This is a genomic window from Asanoa iriomotensis (genome assembly GCF_016862515.1).
Taxonomy (GTDB): Bacteria; Actinomycetota; Actinomycetes; order Mycobacteriales; family Micromonosporaceae; genus Asanoa; species Asanoa iriomotensis.
Window position 1 is genome coordinate 22,313 of the sequence record NZ_BONC01000027.1, and the last position, 24,209, is coordinate 46,521.

At 71.1% G+C, this 24,209-nt stretch carries 22 protein-coding genes and 1 riboswitch; of the genes, 15 read left to right on the forward strand and 7 right to left on the reverse strand.

The window, feature by feature from the left end; all coding sequences use genetic code 11:
- Positions 1 to 164 precede the first annotated feature (164 nt).
- Entirely contained in the window at positions 165 to 2,027 is a 1,863-nt protein-coding gene (locus Air01nite_RS19835; RefSeq protein WP_203704175.1) for a hypothetical protein, read from the reverse strand.
- Between the two features lie 105 nt (positions 2,028 to 2,132).
- Complete coding sequence (locus tag Air01nite_RS19840) at positions 2,133 to 3,641, reverse strand: C40 family peptidase (protein WP_203704176.1); 1,509 nt, start codon at positions 3,639 to 3,641, stop codon at positions 2,133 to 2,135.
- A 217-nt stretch (positions 3,642 to 3,858) separates the two neighbouring features.
- Here Air01nite_RS19840 and mqnE point away from each other — a divergent pair, with 217 nt between their 5' ends.
- Both mqnE and Air01nite_RS19850 read left to right on the forward strand, forming a co-directional pair.
- Positions 3,859 to 5,028, forward strand: coding sequence for an aminofutalosine synthase MqnE (gene mqnE, locus Air01nite_RS19845; RefSeq protein ID WP_203704177.1), 1,170 nt, complete (start codon positions 3,859 to 3,861; stop codon positions 5,026 to 5,028).
- A complete protein-coding gene (locus Air01nite_RS19850; protein ID WP_203704178.1) occupies positions 5,025 to 5,294 on the forward strand; it encodes a DUF4229 domain-containing protein in 270 nt (89 codons plus the stop codon). The genes mqnE and Air01nite_RS19850 overlap by 4 nt, the downstream gene beginning before the upstream one ends.
- Before the next feature lie 3 nt (positions 5,295 to 5,297).
- Here Air01nite_RS19850 and Air01nite_RS19855 read toward each other — a convergent pair whose 3' ends face one another.
- Positions 5,298 to 6,650 carry a C39 family peptidase gene (locus tag Air01nite_RS19855; protein ID WP_203704179.1) on the reverse strand — a complete coding sequence of 451 codons (1,353 nt, stop codon included), beginning with the start codon at positions 6,648 to 6,650 and terminating at the stop codon, positions 5,298 to 5,300.
- Positions 6,651 to 6,824: 174 nt separating this feature from the next.
- On the opposite strand from Air01nite_RS19855, the gene Air01nite_RS19860 reads away from it, so the two are divergent.
- The 6 genes from Air01nite_RS19860 (at position 6,825) to Air01nite_RS19885 (ending at position 13,433) form a co-directional block, all read left to right on the forward strand.
- A complete protein-coding gene (locus tag Air01nite_RS19860; protein ID WP_203704180.1) occupies positions 6,825 to 8,693 on the forward strand; it encodes a M14 family metallopeptidase in 1,869 nt (622 codons plus the stop codon).
- Positions 8,694 to 8,759: 66 nt separating this feature from the next.
- Positions 8,760 to 8,911, forward strand: a riboswitch (cobalamin riboswitch).
- An 81-nt stretch (positions 8,912 to 8,992) separates the two neighbouring features.
- Positions 8,993 to 9,937 (forward strand): ABC transporter substrate-binding protein, encoded by a 945-nt coding sequence (locus tag Air01nite_RS19865; protein ID WP_203704181.1) that lies wholly within the window; start codon positions 8,993 to 8,995, stop codon positions 9,935 to 9,937.
- Complete coding sequence (locus Air01nite_RS19870; protein ID WP_203704182.1) at positions 9,934 to 10,974, forward strand: FecCD family ABC transporter permease; 1,041 nt, start codon at positions 9,934 to 9,936, stop codon at positions 10,972 to 10,974. Before Air01nite_RS19865 ends, Air01nite_RS19870 begins: the two co-directional genes overlap by 4 nt.
- Positions 10,971 to 11,759 carry an ABC transporter ATP-binding protein gene (locus Air01nite_RS19875; RefSeq protein WP_203704183.1) on the forward strand — a complete coding sequence of 263 codons (789 nt, stop codon included), beginning with the start codon at positions 10,971 to 10,973 and terminating at the stop codon, positions 11,757 to 11,759. Before Air01nite_RS19870 ends, Air01nite_RS19875 begins: the two co-directional genes overlap by 4 nt.
- A 65-nt stretch (positions 11,760 to 11,824) precedes the next feature.
- The gene (locus Air01nite_RS19880; RefSeq protein ID WP_203704184.1) at positions 11,825 to 12,364 is read left to right on the forward strand and encodes a hypothetical protein; all 540 of its coding nucleotides are present in this window, start codon (positions 11,825 to 11,827) and stop codon (positions 12,362 to 12,364) included.
- Positions 12,365 to 12,392: 28 nt separating this feature from the next.
- Positions 12,393 to 13,433: a WD40/YVTN/BNR-like repeat-containing protein gene (locus Air01nite_RS19885; protein ID WP_239090822.1), complete on the forward strand. Its 1,041-nt coding sequence runs from the start codon at positions 12,393 to 12,395 to the stop codon at positions 13,431 to 13,433.
- Here Air01nite_RS19885 and Air01nite_RS19890 read toward each other — a convergent pair.
- Positions 13,417 to 15,477: a HelD family protein gene (locus Air01nite_RS19890; protein WP_203704186.1), complete on the reverse strand. Its 2,061-nt coding sequence runs from the start codon at positions 15,475 to 15,477 to the stop codon at positions 13,417 to 13,419. The two genes, Air01nite_RS19885 and Air01nite_RS19890, sit on opposite strands and share 17 nt — an antisense overlap.
- Positions 15,478 to 15,674: 197 nt before the next feature.
- Here Air01nite_RS19890 and Air01nite_RS19895 point away from each other — a divergent pair, with 197 nt between their 5' ends.
- From Air01nite_RS19895 to Air01nite_RS19905, 3 genes are read left to right on the forward strand one after another with little or no spacing between them, the layout of a single operon-like run.
- A complete protein-coding gene (locus Air01nite_RS19895; protein ID WP_203704187.1) occupies positions 15,675 to 16,253 on the forward strand; it encodes a winged helix-turn-helix domain-containing protein in 579 nt (192 codons plus the stop codon).
- A gap of 49 nt (positions 16,254 to 16,302) precedes the next feature.
- Positions 16,303 to 17,535, forward strand: coding sequence for an MFS transporter (locus Air01nite_RS19900; RefSeq protein WP_203704188.1), 1,233 nt, complete (start codon positions 16,303 to 16,305; stop codon positions 17,533 to 17,535).
- Between the two features lie 36 nt (positions 17,536 to 17,571).
- The gene (locus Air01nite_RS19905; RefSeq protein ID WP_203704189.1) at positions 17,572 to 18,420 is read left to right on the forward strand and encodes a menaquinone biosynthetic enzyme MqnA/MqnD family protein; all 849 of its coding nucleotides are present in this window, start codon (positions 17,572 to 17,574) and stop codon (positions 18,418 to 18,420) included.
- On the opposite strand, the gene Air01nite_RS19910 is transcribed toward Air01nite_RS19905, so the two are convergent.
- The 3 genes from Air01nite_RS19910 to Air01nite_RS19920 form a co-directional block, all read right to left on the reverse strand.
- Complete coding sequence (locus tag Air01nite_RS19910) at positions 18,417 to 19,349, reverse strand: serine hydrolase (RefSeq protein WP_203704191.1); 933 nt, start codon at positions 19,347 to 19,349, stop codon at positions 18,417 to 18,419. The genes Air01nite_RS19905 and Air01nite_RS19910 overlap by 4 nt on opposite strands.
- A 110-nt stretch (positions 19,350 to 19,459) precedes the next feature.
- The gene (locus Air01nite_RS19915; protein ID WP_203704192.1) at positions 19,460 to 20,413 is read right to left on the reverse strand and encodes a serine hydrolase; all 954 of its coding nucleotides are present in this window, start codon (positions 20,411 to 20,413) and stop codon (positions 19,460 to 19,462) included.
- Positions 20,414 to 20,417: 4 nt separating this feature from the next.
- Positions 20,418 to 21,386 (reverse strand): hypothetical protein, encoded by a 969-nt coding sequence (locus Air01nite_RS19920; protein ID WP_203704193.1) that lies wholly within the window; start codon positions 21,384 to 21,386, stop codon positions 20,418 to 20,420.
- Between the two features lie 328 nt (positions 21,387 to 21,714).
- Here Air01nite_RS19920 and paaA point away from each other — a divergent pair, with 328 nt between their 5' ends.
- Genes paaA through paaD form a run of 4 tightly spaced genes read left to right on the forward strand, consistent with a single transcriptional unit; the run spans position 21,715 to position 24,207 of the window.
- On the forward strand, positions 21,715 to 22,767 hold the full coding sequence (paaA, locus tag Air01nite_RS19925; protein WP_203704194.1) for a 1,2-phenylacetyl-CoA epoxidase subunit PaaA: 1,053 nt from the start codon (positions 21,715 to 21,717) through the stop codon (positions 22,765 to 22,767).
- On the forward strand, positions 22,764 to 23,045 hold the full coding sequence (gene paaB, locus Air01nite_RS19930) for a 1,2-phenylacetyl-CoA epoxidase subunit PaaB (RefSeq protein ID WP_203704195.1): 282 nt from the start codon (positions 22,764 to 22,766) through the stop codon (positions 23,043 to 23,045). The genes paaA and paaB overlap by 4 nt, the downstream gene beginning before the upstream one ends.
- On the forward strand, positions 23,042 to 23,749 hold the full coding sequence (paaC, locus tag Air01nite_RS19935; RefSeq protein WP_203704196.1) for a 1,2-phenylacetyl-CoA epoxidase subunit PaaC: 708 nt from the start codon (positions 23,042 to 23,044) through the stop codon (positions 23,747 to 23,749). The genes paaB and paaC overlap by 4 nt, the downstream gene beginning before the upstream one ends.
- Complete coding sequence (gene paaD, locus Air01nite_RS19940; RefSeq protein WP_203704246.1) at positions 23,743 to 24,207, forward strand: 1,2-phenylacetyl-CoA epoxidase subunit PaaD; 465 nt, start codon at positions 23,743 to 23,745, stop codon at positions 24,205 to 24,207. The genes paaC and paaD overlap by 7 nt, the downstream gene beginning before the upstream one ends.
- Positions 24,208 to 24,209: the final 2 nt, after the last annotated feature.

The window sequence follows — 24,209 nt, forward strand, 5'->3', positions numbered from 1 at the left end:
GCGCGTCTTCGATCAGGGTGCACGCTCAGCAAGATCGCCCAAAGGGCGCGGTAACACGCGCCGGTCGATGAACCCGAGAAGTGTACGGTGCGTGGCCGCCCGATATCGAATCGAGAGCGCTTCAGGGTGTGCGGCGTCACGCCACGGAGTTATCCCGAACAGAGTCAGTCCAGGAAGCCGGTGATCGAGTTGCTGACGAAGAGGACGACCAGCACGCCGATGCCGACGAGCAGCCCCAGGCCGATCGCCAGGAACAGGCCGACCTTGGCGTACGAGCGCTTGACCGGGATGTTGTCGGTGTGGCCCTGGGCCAGGATGTGGCCGGTCAGCGAGCCCGAGTGGTCCAGCGTCGCGGCCGGATAGCCGGACGGCACGGGCGGCGGGTCGTCGTGCTGGCCGTAGAGCCGGCCGGTCCGCTGGCCCTGTGCCCAGCGCGTGTAGTCGGCCGCGGCCGGCGAGGCACCCGGCGCGGTCGGGTTGACCGACTCCGGCCAACTCGGCAGCGCGGCCGCGGGTGGCCCCCCGGCGGCGGGTGGCAGTCCGATCGCGGGCGGCAGTCCGATGGCGGGCGGCAGCCCGATCGCGGGCGGGGGCGGGAACGGCGGCACCGGGGACGGACCCGGCGGCGGGCTCGGTGGCGGCACGGGCGGGCCGGGCGGCGCGGGCGGTTGCGGCTCCGGGAGCGGCGGCACGGGCGAGGGCGGCGGCTGCGGCACGGGCGACGGCGGCACCGGTGGTGGGCCGGGCGGGATCGGGCCCGGTGGCGGTGGCGTCGGCACCGGACCTGGCGGCGGGCTCGGCGCGGGGAACGGCGAGGGCGCCGGGCCGGGCGTCGGCTCCGGCCCCGGGAAGGGCGGCTGGGGCCGCAGCGGTGGCTCGGGCTCCGGCTCGGTCGGCGGGGCGGGCCGTCTGGGCGTCGGTCGCCTCGGGCCCGGCTCGTCGGGCTCGGGCCCGGGTTCACCCGGCTCGGGCTCGCCAGGCCTGGGCTCTTCCGGCTCCGGCTCAGGCGGTGCCGGGGGCTCGTCGGGTCCTGGGCGCCCCGGCTCGGGTTCGGGGTCCGGCTCGTCCGGGCCACCGGCCGCCGGAGGGCCGCCCGTGTCCTGGCGCGCACCGCGGCCGGCGATCAGGTCGCCGGCGCCGGCCCGGTAGACCCGGGCCGTGCCGCTGCTGACCGAGGGCACGCCGTGCGCGAGCTCCACGGCCGACGGCTTGCGGGTGCCCGGCACCGTGGCCCGTGCCTTGGCGACCCCGGCGGCGCCGGCCTCGTCGTCGACCGCGCCCGGCAGGGCCTCGACCGACGCGGGTGTGCTGGCGGACCAGCCGGCCCGCTGCGCGGGGATGCCGGACGCCGCGGGCGGTTCGCCCTCGGTCGCCACCGGCTCGACGCTCGGCAGCGAGTAGCCCGCCACCGGCGGTGGCGAGGAAGGACCGGCGCTCGGCTCGGGCCGGACGTAGGCGGGCGGCGACTCGGACTTTTCGGCCTTGTGGAACGGGACGGCAAAACCCGACCAGGCGGACTCCTCGGCGACCGGCACCTTCGGCACCCGTCGCTCCAACGGCGGCACGGGCCCCTTGGCCGGCACGGGCGTGATCGGGCCCGCGGGCGCCGCCGGCGGGGCCGGCGTCGTGCTCTCACCGGCCCGGTAGGTGCCCGGCACCGCGGGCGTGGCGACGTGCGCGGCATCCGGCGCCGCGGCGGTGCGGACCGATGCCCGCCCGACGACGGAGGTCGGGGTCGCGCCGGCCGGCGGCACGGGCAGGTGGGAGATCTCGGCGGCCGGCGTCGGCCGGGTCCAGGCGGGCGTCGAGCCGGGCTCGCCGGGCCAGAGCGCGCCACCACCGGTCGGCGGTGGCGGCGGCTCGTACGCCTCGGGCAGGTCCTCGGCGCGCGCCTCAGGCAGCGCCGTGCCCACCGGCGGAGGCAACGGCAGCGGCGGTAGCTCGGCGGACAGGCTCCCCCGCGGTGCCGACTCGTCGACCACCGGGTCGGGTCGTGCGTCGCTGGACCGCTGTGGCTTCTCGTCCATCGCTGCCTCCCTGCCCACCGCCGGGCGCACGTGTGCCCGCCCGGCGCGCCGTGCCAATGTCACATCGTGGCACAACCACACACCCCGTTATGTCGGGAAGTGGGTCTAGCTGCCTGAGGTGCCGGTCGGCGTGGCGGGCGTTTCCTCCTCCGGGGCAGGTGGAGTGGTCTCCTCGCTGCCCGCGGGCGGCGTGGTCGGCTCTTCCTCGTCGGGCGGGTCCGCCGGGGTCGTCGGGTTCGTGGTCGGCGGGTCCGTCGTCGGATCGCTCGTCGGCGGCCCCGTGGTCGGCGGCTCGGTGGTCGGCCCCGTCGTCGGTGGCTTGGTGGTCGGCCCGGTCGTCGGTGGCTTGGTGGTCGGCCCGCCGGTCGACGGCGGCCTGGTCGTCGGCGGCTGGGTGGTCGGCGGCGTCGGCGCGACCGGGATGCCCGGGAAGATCCTGGTCGCCGCGTAGAACCGCGTGTACCAGACCGGCGAGACCTTCACGACGTCGCCGGTGGTCGGCGCGTGCACCATCTTGCCGTTGCCGATGTACATGCCCACGTGGTGGATGGTCGACCAGCTCGACCCCGAGGCGAAGAAGATCAGGTCGCCGGGGAGCAGAGCGCTCTGCGACACGCTCTGGCCCCGGGTGGCGTAGTACTGGTCGCGCGACACCCGTGGCAGCGTGTAACCGGCCGACCTGTAGGAAGCCCACATCAGGCCGGAGCAGTCGAACGAGTCCGGACCCTCGTCCGCCCACACGTACGGGTCGCCGAGCTGGGCCAGCGCGTACCGGACCGCCTTCAAGGCGTTGGGGTTCGCGCGGAGGCCGGCCGCGCTCTCGTTCCTGACGTATTCGGCGCCGGCCCGCTGCTCGATGCGATCCTGCTCGCGCTCGTACGCCCTGACGGCGTCGATGTTGTCGGTGCGCAGCTTGCGCAGCGCGTCTTCCTTGGTCTTGCGGGTCTTCTCGAGGTCGGTCGCCTGCTTGACCAGGCTGTCGTACTTGGTCTGCATCGCGGCGTAGTACGAGGTCGCGTTCTGCTCGGCGACCTTGGCGCGCTCGACGGTGTCGCCGGCGATCTCCGGGTGCGGCCCGGCCGACTGGCCGGTGAGCAGCCGGTGCAGCATGTCGAGATCCTGCATGTCGCGGTTGTAGGCGCCCGGCGGCAGCGCGGCGGCGGCCTTGAGCGCGTCGCCGGCCGCGTTGTCGGCGGCCCGCTGCGCGGCGGTCAGCGCGTCGCGCATCTCACGCAGGTTGGCGTCGGCCAGCAGCAGGTCGTTTTCGGCCTGGTCGCGCTGCTGCTGCAGCTCGAGCACCTGCTCGCCGATCATCGCGACCTCGGTCGCGCTGGAGTTGATCCGGGCGGCCAGCGGACCGGTGGTGGCCGGCGACGGGATCTGCGGGAGGCTCGTCGCGGGCGCCTGCCCGGGCAGCGAGACAGGACCGACCGGCGCGGGCCGGGAGCCGTCGTCAGGCGCGGTCGCCGGGTAGGGCGGGTCGGCGGCGAACGCGGGCGCGCCGAAGCCGGCCGCCGCAGCGGCCGTGGCCACCAGCAATGCGGCCCACGCCACCGGTCTCAGCACCCGCATGACCTGCGGATGGTCCTGGCGGTTGGGCTGCCGGCTCGACATGATCCTCCCCGGATGTCGCGTTGTGACGACCGAACACCCGGCGGCACATTACGGACCCGATGGGTCCGCGGCGCCGTCTGGTGCATCCCGTCACACTCGTTACTACCGCAAAACTGTGGCGACTGTCGATGGCAAGAGCGGTAACGAGACGCTGAGAACGAATGAACGGCAGTGGCCGAACGGTGATCACCACCCGGCGGCACGTACGCTCGCCTGCATGGACGAGGCACGTAAGCACGAGCTCGAGGAAAAGGTCTACGCGGGCATCCGACTTTCCCGACAGGACGGTGTGGACCTCTACGAGTGCGACGATCTGGCCTGGCTCGGCCGGCTGGCTCACCACAAGCGCACGGAGCTCAACGGCGACCGGGTGATGTTCAACATCAACCGCCACCTCAACCTGACCAACGTCTGCTCGGCGAGCTGCGCCTACTGTTCGTTCCAGCGCAAGCCGGGCGAGAAGGACGCCTACACGATGCGCATCGACGAGGCCGTACGCAAGGCCAAGGAGATGGAGAGCGAGCAGCTCACGGAGCTGCACATCGTCAACGGCCTGCACCCGACGCTGCCCTGGCGCTACTACCCGAAGGTGCTGCGCGAGCTCAAGGCGGCGCTGCCGAACGTCAACCTCAAGTGCTTCACCGCCACCGAGGTCCAGTGGTTCGAGAAGATCAGCGGGCTGCCGGCCGACGCGATCCTCGACGAGCTGATGGACGCCGGCCTCGAGTCGCTGACCGGCGGCGGCGCCGAGATCTTCGACTGGGAGGTGCGCCAGCACATCGTCGACCACGCCACCCATTGGGAGGACTGGTCCCGGATACACCGGCTGGCACACAGCAAGGGCATGAAGACCCCGTCGACCATGTTGTACGGCCACATCGAGGAGCCCCGGCACCGGGTCGACCACGTGTTGCGCCTGCGTGAGCTGCAGGACGAGACCGGTGGTTTCGCCGTCTTCATCCCCCTGCGCTACCAGCACGACTTCGTCGACTCCCAGGACGGCAAGGTCCGCAACAAGCTGCAGGCGCGCACGACGATGGCGTCGCCGGCCGAGTCGCTCAAGACGTTCGCGGTGTCCCGCCTGCTCTTCGACAACGTCCCGCACGTGAAGTGCTTCTGGGTCATGCACGGCCTGTCGGTCGCGCAGCTCTCGCTCAACTTCGGCGTCGACGACCTGGACGGTTCGGTGGTCGAATACAAGATCACGCACGACGCCGACTCCTACGGCACCCCCAACACCATGCACCGCGAAGACCTGCTCGACCTGATCTGGGACGCCGGCTTCCGGCCGGTGGAGCGGGACACCCGTTACAACGTCGTCCGCGAGTACGACGCAGCCCCATCGCTCGCCGAGCGCCGCGCCGACCCACAGGACGTGATGTCGTGAACCCCGCCGTCAAGTACACGCTGGCCCGGCTGGGCCTGTTCGTGCTGATCTTCGCCGCGCTGCTGCCGGTGCCGATCGGCCTGTTCCTCAAGCTCATCCTGGCGCTGGCCTTCTCGGCCACGATCTCGTGGTTCTTCCTGCGCACCTGGCGCGACCAGATGGCGCAGCAGCTCGCCGACCGCGTCGACAAGCGCCGCGAGGACAAGGCCAAGCTGCGCTCCGCGCTGGCCGGCGACGAGGAGCCGCCGGCCACCGCGAAGCCGTAAGGCCTACCAGTTGGTCGAGCCCGGGACCGTTGGCCAGGGCTTCCACCACGGCTTGATCAGGTACGCGATGCCGCCGGTGCCGCCCGAGACGCCGCCGGACGCGTTGATCCGCTTCGTGCGCAGCCAGACCTGCTCGAACTGGCTGCGCTTGTAGACGTTGCGCACCACGTCGTTGGACGAGCTGGCCGGGTCGTTGATGATCACGTCACCGTCCGCCGTGAATCCGACGATCACGAACAGGTGCCCGGAGGTGCCGTAGTTGGCCCCGTCCAGCTCGCTGGCCAGGAACGACTGTGACGTGACGATCGGGATGCCGGCGGCGATGAACCGCTCCGCCTCGTCCAGCGAGTGCAGCCGGGTGACCTTGCCCTCGAGACCGGCGAACGAGGCCGCGTAGGCGGTGTTGAACGGCCAGTTGCCGGCGCCGTCGTAGGTGTAGTCGTAGGTCATCCGTGCCGCGTGGTTGACGGTCGGGTCCGGGTAGGTCGGGTCGACCCACGCGGTGTCCTCGGCGGACGGCTTGCGACCCCAGTACTCGACCACCATCTCGGTGGACGTCGGTGAGCACCAGGCCTCGCCACCACCGTCGTACTCCGGGTAATGCCCCTCGTGGATGTTCTGCGAGTAGCGCGGCACCGCGAGCTCCTTGCCCCAGGCGATGCGCCCGGCGCTCGGCGGCACGGTGAACCGGTCCGGCACGTAGGAGGACATCGCGCCGAGCGCCCAGACCCGCGGCGAGGCATGCTGCCCCGGCGCGCGGTAGAGGGTCAGCCGGAGCTGGTAGGAACTCAGCATCACGCCGTTGGCCACGTCGTCGATCGAGAACGTGTCGGTCCAGATCGTCGAGTACGGGTCACCCTGCCGGTTCACCGAGGTGCGCTTGATGTCCTCGTCGCCGGAGGCCCAGCGCCCCATGACGTACCAGGGAGTGGTGTTCCCGGTGTTGTAGGTGCCCTGCATCTCGACCTGAATCCAGGTGCCACGCGGCGTCTCGGCGTTCCACGAGGCGATGAGCTCGCTGGCGTCGAACCCGACGTCCCGCTTCGGCGAGGTCCAGGTGGCGTAGTCCCAGCTCCGGGTGACCCCCGTATGCGGGTCGGTGTAGTCGGTCGTCCCCTGTGGACGCAGAATGGTCACCCCACCCTGAAGACCGGGAACGCCCGGAATGCCCGGCAGGGCGACGGTGCCCTGGTGACTGCCGGTGCGCCAGTCGCGATACGTCGACCAGCCCTGATACGTGATCTGCTCGTCATGGACGGGTGGAGGGGTAACCGCGGCCCCGGCCGGCGCCGCGAACCCGGCAATGAAGGCAACCGCCCCGAAGACCGCGACGACCACCCGCGCTGAAGCGTTCATGGCTGTCACTATCGCGGTTGAAAGGAAGTTTCACCAGACTTCATCCTACTGAAGTTCATTGCCGGCAGGATGATCAGCCTGGCATGGATTCGCGCAAAGACCCATATTGATATGACCATGCATCCGGTGGTGAGGTTCGTCCAACGTTCCTCCACCAACCCCCGGAGGTCATGCATGGCCATTCGTCTGGGCCGGCGTCGCGTGTTGACCGCACTGGTCAGCACGGCGGTCGTGGGTCTGCTCGTCGCCTCGGCCAACCCGGTCGCGGCACAGAAGCCGGCGCCGGGCGCCGGTGCCGCGTCCGTTTCGGCCGAGTACCGCGTGCTCGGTCCCAAGACCATCGCCGACCGTAACGCGGTCGCCCGCACCGGTGCCTCGATCGACTATGTCGAGCACGGGGTCCTCAACGTCACCGCCAACGCGACCGAGGCCGCCGCCATCGCGCGGCTGGGGTTCAAGCTCGAGAAGGTCACGCCGCCCGCGGCCAGTGATGGGCCGAGCACGCTGGCGTTTCCGCCCGCCGACTCCGCCTACCACGACTACGCGGAGTTGACCGCCGTGGTCAACCAGGTCGTCGCGGACCACCCGACGATCGCGCGGAAGCTCTCGATCGGCAGCTCGTACGAGGGCCGCGACCTCATGCTGATCAAGATCTCCGACAACGTCAACCTCGACGAGGCCGAGCCGGAGATCCTGTTCAACGCGCAGCAGCACGCCCGTGAGCACCTGACCGTCGAGATGGCGATCTACCTGCTCAACCTGTTCACCGACAACTACGGCACGGACTCCCGGATCACCAACATCGTCAACAGCCGTGAGATCTGGATCGTGCCCACGGTCAACCCGGACGGCAGCGAGTACGACATCGCCACCGGCTCCTACCGCAGCTGGCGCAAGAACCGGCAACCCAACTCAGGCTCGTCCAATGTGGGCACCGACCTCAACCGCAACTGGAGCTACCAGTGGGGTTGCTGCGGCGGATCGTCCGGCACCACCAGCTCGGAGACCTACCGCGGTCCGTCGGCGTTCAGCGCCCCGGAGACCTCGCGCCTGCGCGACTTCGTCAACAGCCGGGTGGTCGGCGGCCAGCAGCAGATCAAGGCCAACATCGACTTCCACACGTACTCGCAGCTGGTGCTCTGGCCCTTCGGCTACACCACCGCGAACACCACGACCGGGATGACGGCCGACCAGTACAACACCTTCGCCACGCTGGGTCAGCAGATGGCCGCGACCAACAGCTACACGCCGGAGCAGTCGTCGGACCTCTACATCGCCGACGGTACGAGCATCGACTGGATGTGGGCGACTCACAACATCTGGGCGTACACGTTCGAGATGTACCCGGGCTCGGCCAGCGGCGGCGGCTTCTACCCGCCCGACGAGGTGATCCCGGCGCAGACGAGCCGCAACCGCGAAGCGGTGCTGATGCTCTCGGAGGCCGCGGACTGCCCGTATCGCGTCATCGGCAAGGAGGCGCAGTACTGCGGCGGTGGCGGCGGCACGACGGTCTACTCCGACACCTTCGAGACGGCCACCGGCTGGACCACCAACCCGAACAGCACCGACACCGCGACCAGCGGCCAGTGGGTGCGCGGTGACCCGGCGGCGACCACGTCCAGCGGCGCCAAGCAGCTCGGCACGACCGTGAGCGGCGTCAACGACCTGGTCACCGGCGCGGCCGCCGGCACCTCGGCGGGCGACTTCGACGTCGACGGCGGTGTGACCAGCGTCCGCTCGCCGGCCATCACGCTGCCCGCCAGCGGCACGTTGACGCTGAGCCTGTCGTGGTATCTCGCGCACGGCTCGAACTCGTCGTCGGCCGACTTCTTCCGGGTCAGCGTCGTGCACAACGGCGGCACGACGGCCGTGTTCAGCCAGGCCGGTGCGGCCACCAACCGCAACGGCGCCTGGGCGGTCGCCAACGCCAACCTGTCCGCGTACGCCGGGCAGTCGGTCCGCATCCTGATCGAGGCCGCGGACGCCTCGACCGCGAGCCTGGTGGAGGCGGGCGTCGACGACGTCCGGATCACCCAGAGCTGACCATCGACGTCACCGGCGTCCCGCGACAACGACGCGGGGCGCCGGTGACGCGACTAACGGGAGCGCAATCGCCCTCCCGACCATGGTGACCAGTGGGTTACCGTGCTCCCGACCGCAAGCAGCGAAGCCGGTGCGAACCCGGCGCTGTCCCGCAACTGTGATGCCCCTTTCTGGCAAAGGGGACAAGCCAGGTCGCCTGCCCAGGTCGCGAACCAGCGCTCTCGAGGAAGGGCGCCTCGCGGGCGGGCGGCGGCACCCCTGTCGGCGAAGCACCAGACCTCGACCGACAGGAGGTACCCATGCGATATCAGGTCAGGTTCGTCGCCGTCGCCGCTCTCGGCGCGGCTCTCGCGCTCGCCGGCTGCGGTTCCGGCGGTGGCACCGAGAACGGTGGCACGCCGCCCAGCCAGGACGTCGGCGCGACCGCCGACTTCCCGGTCACCATCGGCAGCACCACCGTCGCCGCCAAGCCCACCAAGATCGTCGCGCTGTCGCCGACCGCGACCGAGGTGCTCTTCGCGATCGGCGCCGGGCAGCAGGTGAAGGCCGTCGACGACCAGTCCAACTTCCCGGCCGAGGCGCCGAAGAGCGCGCTGTCGGGCTTCCAGCCCAACGCCGAGGCGATCGCCGAGCAGGAGCCCGACCTGGTCGTGCTCTCGAACGACACGAACAACGTGGTCGCGCAGCTCACCCAGCTCAAGATCCCGGTGTACGTGGCGGCGGCCGGCAAGACGATCGACGACACGTACCGGCAGATCACCGACATCGGCGCGCTGACCGGCAACAAGCCGGCCGCCGAGGATCTAGCGAAGCGGATGCGCGAAGACGTCGACAAGCTCGTGGCCGACGTACCGAAGCGCGCCACCAAGCTGACCTACTACTACGAGCTCGGCCCCGAGCTCTACTCGCTGACCTCCAAGACGTTCGTCGGGTCGCTCTTCGACCAGCTCGGCCTCGAGAACGTCGCGGACGCGGCCGACGCGGACGGCAGCAAGGGCGGCTACCCGCAGCTCTCCGCCGAGTCGCTGGTCAAGGCCGACCCTGACCTGATCTTCCTGGCCGACACGGTGTGCTGCCAGCAGAGCGCGGCCACGGTGTCGGCCCGACCGGGCTGGGCCGGCATCACGGCGGTCAAGACCGGGCAGATCGTGCCGCTCAACGACGACATCGCCTCCCGCTGGGGTCCGCGGACCGTCGACCTGCTCCGCCAGATCGTCGACGCGGTGTCGAAGGTGCCGGCTTGAGAGCTCCCGGCGTACGGTGGCCGTGGCTGGTCGGTGGCGTCGTCGCCGTCGTGGTCGCGGCCATCGCCGGCTTGGCGTTCGGCCCGGTCTCGCTCCCGCCCGGCGGGGTCGCCGCCGAGCTGCTGGACCTGATCCCCGGTGTCCACATCCACAGTGGACTTTCGGAGCGCGAGGCCGCGATCGTGCTCCAGCTCCGGCTGCCGCGGGTCGTGCTCGGTCTGCTCGCCGGCGCGATGCTGGCCCTGGCCGGCGGCTGCTACCAGGGCGCGTTCCGCAACCCGCTGGCCGATCCCTACCTGCTGGGTGCGGCGGCGGGCGCCGGGCTCGCGGTCACCGCGGTGGTCGCCCTGCGTGGGTCCGATGTGGACATCGGGTCGCTGCCGCCGAGCGTACCCCTGGCGGCGTTCGCCGGTGCTCTCGTCGCGGTCGCGCTGACCTATGTGCTCGGCGTCGCGGGCCGCGACCGCACACCGGCGTCGCTGATCCTGGCCGGTGTCGCGGTGTCCGCGTTCCTCGCCGCCGGGCAGACCTACCTGATGCAGCGCAACGCCGACGACATCCGCGCCATCTACTCGTGGCTGCTCGGGCGGTTGGCCACCAACGGCTGGCACGAGGTGAAGCTGCTGCTGCCGTACGCCGTCGTCACCACCGTCGTCGTGCTCGCCCTGCGCCGCGAGTTGGACGTGCTCTCCGTCGGCGACGACGAGGCGAGCGGGCTGGGCCTGCACCCGCAACGGTCGCGCTACATCCTGATCGCCGCCGCGTCGCTCGGCACCGCCGCGGCGGTCTCGGTGTCTGGGCTGATCGGCTTCGTCGGCATCGTGGTGCCGCACATCGTGCGCATGCTCACCGGCGGCTCCTATCGCTCGATCCTGCCGCTCTCGATGCTGTTCGGCGCCGCCTTCCTGGCCCTGGCGGACCTGGCGGGGCGGACGTTCGCGGCGCCCGCGGAGATCCCGATCGGCGTGGTCACCGCGTTCGTCGGCGGACCGTTCTTCGTGCTCATCCTCCGCACCGCGAAGCGGGTGATCACATGACCTCCGCGATCTCGGTGAGCGACCTGCACGTGACGCTCGGGAAAGCGCCGATCCTGCGCGGCATCGACCTGTCGGTCGCGGCGGGTGAGTGGGTCGCGGTCATCGGACCCAACGGCGCCGGCAAGTCGACGCTGCTGCGGGCGATCGGCGGCCTGCTCCCGACGACGGGCGCGGTCTCCTTGTCGGGTACGCCCATCGAACGGCTGCGCCGCCGCGCCCGGGCGCGCACGGTGGCGACGGTCGCGCAGTCGCCGGTCGTACCCCCGGGGATGTCGGTCTTCGATTATGTGTTGTTGGGCCGGACCCCGTTCGTCTCGCTGCTCGGCCGGGAGTCGGCGGCCGATCTCGCCGCGGTGCGCGCGTTGCTGGACCGGCTCGACCTGGCGGGCTTCGGCGACCGCGAGTTGGACACGCTGTCCGGCGGCGAGCGGCAACGGGTGTTCCTGGCCCGCGCGCTGGCACAGGAGCCGTCGCTGCTGCTGCTCGACGAGCCGACCAGCGCGCTCGACATCGGCCACCAGCAGGAGGTGCTGGAACTGGTCGACACGCTGCGCCGCGACCAGGGCCTGACGGTGCTGGCGACGATGCACGACCTGTCGATCGCCGGCGGGTACGCGGATCGCCTGGTGCTGCTGGCCGAGGGCGTCGTGGTGGCCGCCGGCCCGGCCCGCGAGGTGCTGACCGAGGAGATCCTGTCCCGCTTCTACCGGGCGCGCGTGCGGGTCGTGGATGGGGTCGACGGGCCGCTGGTGGTCCCGTATCGAGGTAATCCGTCCGGTCAGTAGAGATTGGCCGAGACGACTAGTAGTCATTCGTGAATTTCGACGGGTTTCGTGGTTACGTCGGAGATGTGAGTGTTGCTTACCGCACCGCATGGGTGCCGAACGACCTCACCCCTCGAAACGACGCCGCCGACCTGGCGGCAGCGTGGGTGCTCGACCAGGCTCGGACCCACGCGTTGCAGCCCTTCCTCCGGCCGGCGGAAGGAACCCCAGGGCGAGGCCACGCGGTGCTCGCCTTCCAGCCCGACTACAACGACGTCAACAAAGCGATCCAGGCGGCGCGGTTCGGTGCGTTCGCCGCGGTGGAGTCAGGCCGGACTCCGCTGATCGGCTGGGCGATGGAGACCCGCGCCCTCGACCTGACCACCGGTGAGGTCACGACGGACACCCGCAGCGCCGCGCTCAGGGAGGCGATCGAACGCATCCACTTCTTCGACAACAACGGCTGGACCCGGGGTTTCGGCGCCGACGGTGCCAAGCGGATCCTCGGCGACCTGCGACCGTCCGATCGCGACAAGGACGTGATCCTGGGCAGCCTGTGCGCCCTGGGCTCACGCCCGGCGGCTCTGCGGCGGCTGAGCGGCCTGGCGGAGAGGGCGTGGAAGTAGCTCGATATCCGGAGTAAGTTCGGTCGGCATGTGGATGCGAAAAGCGTCGATGGCCGCCGTCTCGATCGGGGTGCTGGCCGTCTCGGCGGGGTTCACCCAGACCCCGTCGCCGTCGTGGGAGCTGTCACCGACCGACAGCACCGCCCGGCTGCGCGGCCTGTCCGTGGTCAGCGCCAGCACCGTCTGGGCGAGCGGCAGCGCGGGCACGGTGCTGCGCACGGTCAACGGCGGCCGCACCTGGTCGTCGGTCGGCCCACCCGACACGTCGACCCTGCAGTTCCGCGACATCGAGGCGTTCGACGCCCGCAACGCGGTGGCACTCTCGATCGGTTCGGGTGAGGATTCGCGCCTCTACCGCACCGGGGACGGTGGCCGCAGCTGGTCGGAGGTCTTCCGCAACACCGACCCGGCCGCGTTCTACGACTGCATGACGTTCCTCGACGAACGGCACGGGCTCGCGCTGTCGGACCCGGTCGACGGCAGGTTCCGCATCCTGGCCACCGCCGACGCCGGCCGCTCCTGGTCGGTGGTGTCGCCGCACGGCATGCCCGACGCTCTGGCGGGCGAGTTCGCCTTCGCGGCCAGCGGCACGTGCCTGGTCGCGGCCGGCGGCCGGGCCTACTTCGCCACCGGCGGCGGCGCCACGGCCCGGGTCTTCCGCAGCGACGACCTCGGGCGCACCTGGAAGGTCACCGACACACCGGTGCCGAGCGGCCCGTCGGCGGGCATCTACTCGCTGGCGTTCCGCGACCGGGACCACGGCGTCGCGGTCGGCGGCGACTTCGCGACGCCGACCACGGCGCCGGACGCCGCGGCGGTGACCCGCGACGGCGGCCGCACCTGGACACCCGCGAGCCGGGAGCCGGGCGAATACCGCTCGGGCGCGGCCTGGATGACGCGGCTGGGCCCGGTGCTCGCGGTCGGCCCGACGGGCAGCGACATCTCGTTCGACGCGGGCCGCCACTGGTCACCCTTCGACACGGGCAGCTTCGACGCGGTGGCGTGCGCGGGCCTGGCAGTCTGCTACGCCTCCGGCGAACAGGGCCGGATCGCTAGGTTGCGCTGGTGAGCGGTGCCGGCAGGGGCTCGGTGTGCAGGACGGCCAGGCGGCTGACGGCTCGGGTGAGCACCACGTAGAGGCGGTGCAGGCCACGGGGTTCGGCGGCGACGATGGCGGCCGGTTCGACGACCACCACGTGGTCGTACTCGAGGCCCTTGACGACCGACGCCGGCACGACCGTGACCCGCGCCGCGCTCTCGACCTCGTCGGCGGTCGCGGTGTCGATGCCGGCTGAGGTCAGCGCGGCGTGGACGCCCGCCACGGCGGTGTCGGCCGCGATCACGCCGACCGAGCCGTCGTGGGTCAGGGCCGACCTGACCTCGGCCACCGTCGCGGCGTCGAGGTCGGTGACCGCGTCGATGGTCAGGCCGCCGTCGTGCCGCAGCGAGCGGGCCGCCGGCACGTCGACGGCCAGCGCCGGCAGCAGGCGGTTGGCGAAGGTGACCACCGCGGCCGGCACCCGGAAGCCGACGGTCAGCGGGACCACCTCGGCGTCGGGCTTGCCCAGGTGGCGCAGGGTCTCCTTCCAGTCGGCGGCGGCCCACGGCGCGGTGCCCTGTGCCAGGTCGCCGAGCAGGGTGATCGAGCCGTGCTCGCTGCGCCGGGCGATCGCGCGGGCCTGCATGGCCGAGAGGTCCTGTGCCTCGTCGACCACCACGTGGCCGAAGCTCGGGCGGCGCTCGATCAGGCCGGCCGCCTCGTCGATCAGCACGAGGTCGGCGGCGGTCCATTTGGCCGATTTGAGCGACCGCGGCGGCGTCGGCCAACGGAGCCGGTCGCGCTCGTCGTCGGTGAGGATGCCGGGCGGCGGGTCCGTGAGAATCTGGGCGACCAGGCCTTCCGGCGTGACGGCGGGCCAGACCTGGTCGAGGAAGTCGGTGACCGGCTTGGCCTTGCCCATCCGGCGCAGCCAGCCGTCGCTCGGCGAGTCGCCGCGGCGCGCCTCGGACTGGCGTTGCAACAGGCTGACCACCCGGGCCCGGATCCGCTCGCGGGCGGTGCCGTAGGGGAGCGCCTCCGCGCGGACGTCCTCGACCAGCCGGCGAAGAACTTCGGCGCCGATCCGCCACCGGTACGAGCCGTCGGGCACCGTCATCGGCTCGGTGTTCGTGCCGATGTGCGCGTCCAGGGCGGCGGCGAGCACGGCGGCCATCCGGGCGTCGTGCTTGACCGTGGCGGCGGCCGGGGTGTCCTGCGCCCGCACGGTCACGCCGGCGAGCAGGTCGTCGACGGTGGCCTGCTCGACCTCGACCTCGCCGAGCGCGGGCAGGACCGCGGAGATGTAGGACAGGAACGCCCGGTTGGGCCCGACCACCAGCACGCCGGATCGGCGTAGCCGCTCGCGGTGCAGGTAGAGCAGGTACGCGGCGCGGTGCAGGCCGACCGCGGTCTTGCCCGTGCCGGGTGCGCCCTGCACGCAGATCGACACGTCGAGGTCGGCCCGGACCAGCTCGTCCTGCTCGGGTTGGATGGTCGCGACGATGTCGCGCATCGGCCCGACGCGGGGCCGCTCGATCTCGGCGGTCAGGATCCGGCTGGTGGTGCCGAGCTCTTCGCCGCGGTCCAGGTGCTCGTCCTCGAAGCTGGTGAGCAGCCCGGCGCTGAACCCGAACCGGCGGCGGACCGCGAGGCCCTGCGGGTCACGGGCGCTGGCGCGGTAGAACGACCGGGACACCGGCGCGCGCCAGTCGAGCACCATGGGCTCGCCGTCCTCGTCGGTGACGTGCCGGCGCCCGACGTGATAGCGATGCCCGGCGTGGTCCTCGGCCTGCGGGCCGGCGCCGAAGTCGAGCCGCCCGAAGAACAGCGGGGTGTCCGGATCGTCGGCGAGCTCGGCGACGCGGCGGGCAAGCGTACGCCCGAGGGTCTCGGCGGTGTAGGAGTCACCGGCGACGTTGCCGCCGGTGGAGAACAGGGCTTCGGCGCGCTCGCGCATGCGGCGCAGGGCGGCCCGGGACTCGGCGAGATGGGCACGCTCGGCGTCGAGATCGGTATCGAGGTCGCTGGCGGGCTCGGTGTCGGTGTTGACGAAGTGTTCAGCGGGCAGGGTCATCCGAGGAAACCTTCCGGCGGTCGTCAGTGTGGCTCGGGAAGACCTGGGCCGCCCGGAACTCCGCGCGGAGCGCTCAACGCCCCAGCCGGTGCCGGCAGTGCCCGGTAACCACGCCCATCAGCGCAGCGGCGCTCCACGCTACGCCCGCCCAGAGGTGGTGGCCAGGGATTTACCGGCGTGGTGGGACGATGTTGGGTATGACGGAGGTCGGGCAGGAGCGGCGCCGGATTTCGGATCCCAAGATGTTGCGGGCGTTGGCGCATCCGGCGCGGTTGGCGATCATCGAGGATCTGAACGTCACCGGGGACGGGCGCACCGCTACCGAGTTGGCGGAGATCGTCGGGCTGTCGCCGAGTGCGACCAGTTACCACCTGCGCGAGCTGGCCAAGGTCGGTCTGATCGAGGAGGCGCCGAGCCGGGGGGACGGGCGCGAGCGCGTCTGGCAGAGCCCCGTGCATTCCTGGGGCGTCGACCTCGAGCCGGACGCCGACCCCGAGACCCAGGCCGCCGAGGACGAGTTGGTCAGCCTCTACGTCGACCGGGACTACGCCCGCCTGCGTGCCTACCTCGCCCGGTCCCGGCAGGAGCCGCCCGAATGGCACGACGCCGCGGGGCTCAACACGTCGACCGTTCTCGTCACCGCGCAGGAGATGAAGGACCTTTTCGAGCAGGTGCAGCGACTGATCGCGCCGCTGCGGGTGCGGGACCGCAAGGGGGCCGTGCCCGAGGGGGCGCGGACCGTGCGTGTCCACTTTGCCGTTTTCCCCGACGACTGACTCGAGCCGGGACTTGCGTACCGCAGATGTGAAGGAATATTTTCGAAGCATGTCCTTCACATCTGCCTCGGCCGTGTCAAAGTCGCGCTGGGGTGACGTCTACGTCACCGCCGGGTCGCGTGCCCTGTCCATGGCCGGCGACGCGCTCGCCGCCACCACGCTCGCGCTCGCCCTGCAGGACCGGGGCGCCGGCGGGCTCGCCGTCTCCGGCCTCTGGCTCGCGGCGACCCTGCCGCTGGTCGCGCTCGTGCCGCTGACCGGCCGCCTGATCGACCGGTACGACAGCCGCACGCTGCTGGTCGCCACCGGCCTGGTCCAGGCGCTGGTCTGCACCGCCCTCGCCTTCGTGACCAGCCCGATCGCCTCGATCGCCCTGGTCGGCGTGCTTGCCGCCGGGCTCGCGATCACCAACCCCACGTTCGCCGCGCTGATGCCGTCGATGGTCACCCGCGACGAGTTGCCCAAGGCCAGCGCCATCGGGCAGACCGCCTCGATGATCGGCACGCTGCTCGGCCCGGCGGCCGCCGGCTTCCTGGTCGGCGCGTTCGGCACCCGGCCGCCGCTGCTGATCGACGCCGTCACCTACCTGGCTGTCGCGGTCGCCGGCCTGCTCATCAAGACCCGCCGCGGTGGCGCCGCCGCGACGACCACGACGGCGCGGCAGGAGACGCCCTGGCGGCTGCGCGCCGACGGCCTGCTCCTCGCCACCTTCCTCGCCTTCGGCGTGGTGGTCGCCGGCGTCGGTGGCGTCAACGTCATCGAGGTGTTCTTCATCCGCGACACCCTCGGCGCGTCCGCCTCCGCGTTCGGCCTGGTCACCGCCTCGTGGACGGCGGGGATGGCGGCCGGCGCCTGGATCTTCGCCCGGGTCGTCCGGCGGTACGACGACGACAACGCGCTGGCCCGCGGCGTGCTCGTGCTGCTCGGCAGCACCTGCGTGCCGGTCCTGATCAGCGCCGCCGCACCCGGCGTCTGGCTGGTCGTGCTGCTCTGGCTCGCCGGCGGCGTGCTCAACGGCGGCCTCGGCGTGTTCAGCACCATCCTCGTCGCCCGCCGGGTGCCGGAGAACGCTCGCGGCCGCGCGTACTCCGGGCTCAACGCCGCCGCCAACGGCGGTGCGATGTTCGGGTACGTGCTAGCCGGCGCCCTGCTCGGCCCGTTCTCGCCGCGCGCACTCGTCTTCGCGTTCGGCCTGGCCGGCGTGCTGGCGGTGCTCGCCGCGGCCCTGCCCGTCGCCCGCGCGATCCGCCAAACGCGCGTCACATCCCCGGCGGTCGCCTGAGCGGCGTCCCACTGCTCGGGATACCGTGGGGTCACCATGACCGAGATACGCAGACCCCGTGTCGGGCACATCCAGTTCCTGAACTGTCTTCCGATCTACTGGGGCCTGATGCGCTCGGGTGCCCTGCTCGACGTCGACCTGCACAAGGACTCACCGGAGCGGCTCAACTCCGCGCTGGTGGCCGGCGACCTCGACATCGGACCGATCTCGCTCGTGGAGTACCTGCGCAACGCCGACGACCTGGTGCTGTTGCCCGACCTGGCGGTCGGCAGCGACGGGCCGGTGCTGTCGGTCAACATGGTGACCACCCGGCCGCTGGCCGATCTGGACGGCGCCCGGGTGGCCCTCGGCTCGACCTCGCGGACGGGCGTGCTGCTCGCGCAGATGCTTCTGGCGCAGCGGTACGGCGTGACGCCGAAGTACTTCCGCTGCCCGCCCGACGTGACACAGATGCTGCTGGAGGCCGACGCCGCCGTGGTGATCGGTGACGTGGCGCTGCGGGCCATGTACGAGGCGCCCCGCCGCGGGCTCACGGTCACCGACCTCGGCCAGGCGTGGCGCGAGTGGACCGGGCTGCCGATGGTGTTCGCGGTCTGGGCGGCCCGGCGTGATTTCGCCGAGCGCCACCCCGGCCAGGTCAAAGAGGTGCACGAGGCGTTCCTGCGGTCGCGCGAGCTGTGCCTGTCGGAACTCGACGAGGTCGCCACCGCCGCGGCACGCTGGGAGCCCTTCGACGCCGCCACGCTCGCGTCATATTTCCGGGTGCTCGACTTCTCCCTCGGCGAACGCCAGATCGCCGGCCTGCGCGAGTTCGCCCGCCGGGCCGCGATCGCCGGTGAGGCACCCGACCTGCCGCCGACCGGGCCGACGTTCTACACGGACTAGCGCCGGCCCGCCGCCTGGCGGAGTTGCCGGCCGACCTCCTCGCAGATGGCGGCGCCGTACTCGGCGCCCTTGTCGATCTCGTACCTGGTCATCACGCCGACCACCCAGCCCTTGCCGATGGCCATGCAGCTGACGTGGTACTCCTGCTCCTCCTCGCGCTCGATCCACCCGTTCTTCGTGGCGATCGCGTGCTGCTGCTCGGGCGGGAACGCCTTGCGGACGCCGAAGTCGCCGTCGTCGCGGACCGCGCGCATCTGGTCGAGCAGATAGTCGGTCCAGGCGGGTCCCGCCGCGTTCCCGTCGGCGATGCACGCGCCGAGCCGGGTGACGTCCGCCGGTGAGAGCAGGGTGCGGCTCCAGCCACCGTCCGCGGCTGCCCGGCTGTCGCGGAGCCCACAGTGCGAGATCAGCCGCTCGATCGAGGTCGGGCCACCGTTCGTGTCCCAGAACGCCTCCGCCGCGTCGTTGTCGCTGTCGCGGATCATCGACTCGATCTGTTCCAGGTCGTCCTCGCTCGGCGTCCGACCCTGCTCTTCGGCGCGGCGAAGGAAGTCCGCGCCGATCCACGACTTGATCAGCGATGCGGTGGTGCTCAACGCGTCGCGGTCGCTCGGACCGAACATCTCACCGGTACGGGTGTCCAGCAGCGCCCACGAGAACCAACCGCTGTGCGGGATCTTGATCTCGGTCGCCTTCACCGGCAGCGGGTCGAGCGCCGCGGCCGGCTTCGTCGTCCGGGAGCCGTGCGCGGGCTGTGGCATCCGGCTGGCGGCGCCGATCTGGGGTCGCGCGCGGGCGGGCGAGCGGAAGACCAGTGGCGACGCGGCCCAGAGGAGGCTTCCCGCGAGGCTGACGGTGGCGAGTGCGACGGCGATGGCCGCGACGGTCGTGGCGCGCCGACCTCGGCGACGCCTATGGCTAGCGTTCACAATCAGCCCCGGGTGTCGCCGGACAGAAGATGGCAGACCACCGCGTTGTGCGAGGTCCTGGCCTTCAGGTTAGCGATTCGTCACGGTTTGCACCCGGAACTTCGTGATCGCTAGCTGGCCGCCGCCCGAAGTTGCACGCCGACCTGCTTGCAGATGTTGGCGCCGTACGTGTAGCCCTTGCTGATGTCGTACTTGGTCATCACGCCGATGACCCAGCCGTCGCCGATCGCCATGCAGCTGACGTGGTACTCCTGCTCCCGCTGCCGGTCGACCCAGCCGTTCTTGATGGCGATCTTCTTCTGGTCGGCGGCGGGGAACGCCTTGCGCGGGCCGAAGTCGCCCGTGCCGCGCACGGCGCGCATCTGGTCGAGCAGGTACTTGGTCCACTTCGGGCCGGCTGCGGTGCCGTTGGCGATGCAGGCGCCGAGCCGGGTGATGTCGGCCGGGGAGAGCATGGTGCGGCTCCAGCCGCCGTCCGCCGAGACCTTGCTGTCCTTGAGCTTGCACATCGAGATCAGCCGCTTGATCGACGGCGCGCCGCCGTTGGCCTCGTAGAGCGACTGCGCGGCGTTGTTGTCGCTGTCCCGGATCATCGTCTCGACCTGGGCCATCCGCGACGCGCTGGGCTCCGTGCCCTGCTCGGCCGAGCGGCGCAGGAAGTCCGCGCCGATCCACGACTTGATCAACGAGGCGGTCGTGCTCAGCTCGGTGCGGTCGGCCGGACCGGACAGCTCACCGGTACGGGTGTCCAGCAGCGCCCACGAGTACCAGCCGCTGTGGTCGATCTTGATGTCCGTCGCCTTCACCGGCAGCGGCTCGAGCGTCGGAGTGGGGTCGGCCTCGGGCGAAGCCGGCGCGTCCGGCGCGTCGCTCGGCGTCGAGTCGGGCTCGCCCGAGGCGCCGGTCAGCCCCGGCGGTGTCTCCCAGCGCGCGGCGGCCCGGGCGGCCAGCGGCGAGCCCGGCCAGAGCCGCACGCCCGCCACACCGAGGGCGGCGAGGACGACGATTATCGCGACAAGGGTCGTTGCGCGCCGGGACCGGCGCTGCCTTGGGGGAGTCTTCAACTGTTCAGCCCTGGGTGCCGGCGGACGAGGGAATGCGCAGGGCCGCACCCACCTTGGGGGTCACGAGCTGGGTGGCGGTGTCCTGGCACACCTTCGCACCGTACGACAAAGGCTTTGAGCTGGGGTAACGAGTCTGAACTGCGAGTACCCAATCTTTGCTGATCGCCATGCAGCTGATGTGCCAGTCGCCGTCGTAGACGAGCGCTGTCCACCCGTTCTTGAAGCTGATCGGGCCGTCGTTGGTGACGAGCTCTTTGGGCAGCCCGTCGATGATGCCCCAGCGGCCGCCGCCGGACGTTTTCTGCTGCTCGGTGACCTTGCCGGTCACCTTGGTCATCTCGCTGAGCACCAGCGGCGTGTATTTCTTGCCGGCCGCCTTGCCGGACTGGATGCACTTGCCGAGCCGGGTGACGTCCTGCGCGGACATCTCGGTGAAGCTCCACCAGCCCTCGTAGCCCTTGACCGTGCCGAGGTGGGTGTTCTTCAGCCCGCACCAAGTGATCATGCGCTTGGTCTGCGAGGTGCCGCCGCCGAGCTTGTTGAGCGAGCCCGCGGCGTTGTCGTCGCTGTTGCGGATCGCCCTTTGCACCATCTGCTTGTTGGTGTCGGTGAGCGGTTTGCCCTTTTCGTCGAGCTGGCGCAGGTAGTCCGACACGATCCAGGACTTGATCATGGACTCGGTCGAGCTGGTCTCGGTGGCGCTGTTCTTGGACCCGGAGATCTTGCCGCTCGACAGGTCCATCAGCGCCCAGGAGTAGAAGCCGTCGACCGTGACCGAGACCGGGCCGGGTGCGAGCGTCGGCTGGGGTGGTTCGACCACCTTTGGGGGGATCGTCGGCGCGGGTCCGGAGGCCGCCGCGGCGGCGGTGCCGCCGCCGCTGTCGTTCAGCTTGGCGTAGGCGGCAGGCACGAGGAGCACGCCGCCGAGCAGCAGTGCGGCGATGGCGAGCACCATGACCACGCGAGGACGCATGAGGGGTGATCTCCGGTTGTTTTCAGGCCGGGGGGCGGCTCTCGGTAACCGATCGTGGGGGGTCAGCGATCTACCGCGTCGAAGTCTACGGCGCTGCTTGTCGTGATGGCACGGGCGAAAATGCCGCCAGCCGCCCGAAATCGCCTTCTTTCAGGCGCATTCGGCGATGCAAGTTAAGGAAATCTTATGCCTTTGCGGTGACGCAGCTCATTGTCCACAGTGGATCGGCCACACGCGCACGGCGAGCAACCCGTAACTCAGGGTGACGGAGAGTGCCTGTTTGTTACAGGTGCTGGCTTGTGTGTCAGGAAGCTGTAACACTGTGAGGATGTACGGGAATGACTTCGCCGGCCCGGATGCCGGATCCGACGGTGGTCTCCTCGGGCAGGTCGAGGCCGCCGAGGCGGCGCTGCGCGCCGCTGCGCTCCGTGGTCGGGTCGAGGGGGACCCGGCGGCACTCCAGGACTACTTCGACGCGGTGATCGCGGCCGACCAGAAGATCGAGCCGCGCGACTGGATGCCCGACGCCTACCGGCGCGGTCTGGTCCGCCAGATCGCCCAGCACGCCCATTCCGAGATCATCGGGATGCAGCCCGAGGGCAGCTGGATCACCCGCGCGCCCTCGCTCAAGCGCAAGGCGATCCTGCTCGCCAAGGTCCAGGACGAGGCCGGGCACGGTCTCTATCTCTACGCCGCCGCCGAGACCCTCGGTGTCAGCCGCGCGGAGCTGGTCGACATGCTGCTCGACGGCCGCCAGAAATACAGCTCGATCTTCAACTACCCGACGCTGACCTGGGCCGACATCGGCGCGATCGGCTGGCTGGTCGACGGCGCGGCGATCGTCAACCAGGTGCCGCTGTGCCGCTGCTCATACGGCCCCTACGCGCGCGCGATGATCAGGATCTGCAAGGAGGAGTCCTTCCACCAGCGGCAGGGGTACGAGATCCTGCACACCCTGTCCCGCGGCACCCAGGCGCAGCACGAGATGGCGCAGGACGCGGTCGACCGCTGGTGGTACCCGTCACTGGCCATGTTCGGCCCGCCCGACACCGACTCCACCCACTCCGCGCAGTCGATGGCCTGGAAGATCAAGCGGTTCTCCAACGACGACCTGCGGCAGCGCTTCGTCGACATGTGCGTCCAGCAGGCCGGCGTGCTGGGCCTGCGGATCCCGGACCCCGGGCTCCGCTGGAACGAGGAACGCCAGGCACACGACTTCACCGCGCCCGACTACGACGAGCTGATGCGGGTGATCAAGGGCGACGGCCCGTGCAACGAGGAGCGGATGGCGCACCGCCGCCGGGCCCACTCCGAAGGCGCCTGGGTACGCGAGGCGGCCGCGGCCTACGCGGCGAAGCAACAGGAAGTGGTGCCGGCATGAGTGGTGAACCGTTGTTCGAGGTGTTCGTCCGCCCACGGCGGGGGCTCTCGCACACCCATGTCGGCAGCCTGCACGCGCCCGACGCCGCCATGGCGCTGCGCAACGCCCGCGACGTCTACACCCGCCGCGAGGAGGGCGTGTCGATCTGGGTGGTGCCGGCGACCGCGATCACCGCGTCGAGCCCCGACGAGAAGGACGCGTTCTTCGACCCGGCGGCCGACAAGGTCTACCGGCACCCCACCTTCTACGACGTACCTGACGGAGCGAAGCACCTGTGACGACGGTCGACTACGTCCTCCGGCTGGGCGATGACGCGCTGATCACCGCCCAGCGACTCGGCGCCTGGTACGCCGCCGGCCCCGAGATGGAGGAAGACGTCGCGCTGGCCAACATCGCGTTGGACCAGCTCGGCGCCGCGCGGCTGCTGCTGACCTATGCCGGCGAGCTCGAGGGTGCGGGGCGCGACGAGGACGCGCTGGCCTACCGACGCTCCGCAGGCGAGTTCCGCAACTGCCGGCTGGTCGAGCAGCCCGAGCCCGACTTCGCCTTCGTGATCGCCAAGCTGCTGCTGCTTTCTTCTTTCCAGCAGCCGCTGTACGAGGCCCTGGCCGCCGCTGGGGACGAGCGGCTCGCGGCGATCGGCGGCAAGGCGTTGAAGGAGTCCGCCTACCACCTGGACCATGGGACACTGTGGACACTGCGGCTCGGTGACGGCACCGACGAGTCGCACCGGCGCGTGCAGGAGGCGTTCGACACGCTGTGGCCGTACACCGGCGGCCTGTTCGTGGGTGACGCGGTTGGCCCGGTCGAGTTCGCGAGCCTGCGTGACACCTGGCAGTCCACAGTGGAAGACGTGCTGCGGCGCGCAACGCTGGAGGTGCCGTCGCCGTCGCCCGAGCCGACCGGGGACCGGCCGCAGCTCGTGGCGCTGCTCGCCGAGATGCAGGAGCTGCACCGTGCCCATCCGGGGGCCCGCTGGTGACCGCGCGGGACGCGGTGGCCGCGGTCGTCGACCCGGAGCTGCGCGTGGTCACCATCGACGAGCTCGGCATCCTCCGCGACGTCGAGACCGACGACCGTGGGCACATCACGGTCACGATCACGCCGACCTACACCGGCTGCCCCGCGATGGACGTGATCCGGGCCGACATCGGTGCGGCCCTGCGCGCCGCCGGACACCTCGACCACGAGGTGCGCACGGTCTTCGCGCCGGCCTGGACCACCGACTGGATCTCGCCCGGCGGCCGGGCCAAGCTCGCCGCGGCGGGTGTCGCGCCACCCGGGCCCACCCGGCCCGTCACGCTCTCGATCGCCGTCCGTTGCACGCATTGTGGCTCGCCAGACACCGAGCAGCTCAGCCGCTTCGGCTCGACCGCGTGCAAGGCGCTCTGGCGTTGCCGCGCCTGCGGCGAGCCGTTCGACGCGATGAAGGCCTACTGACG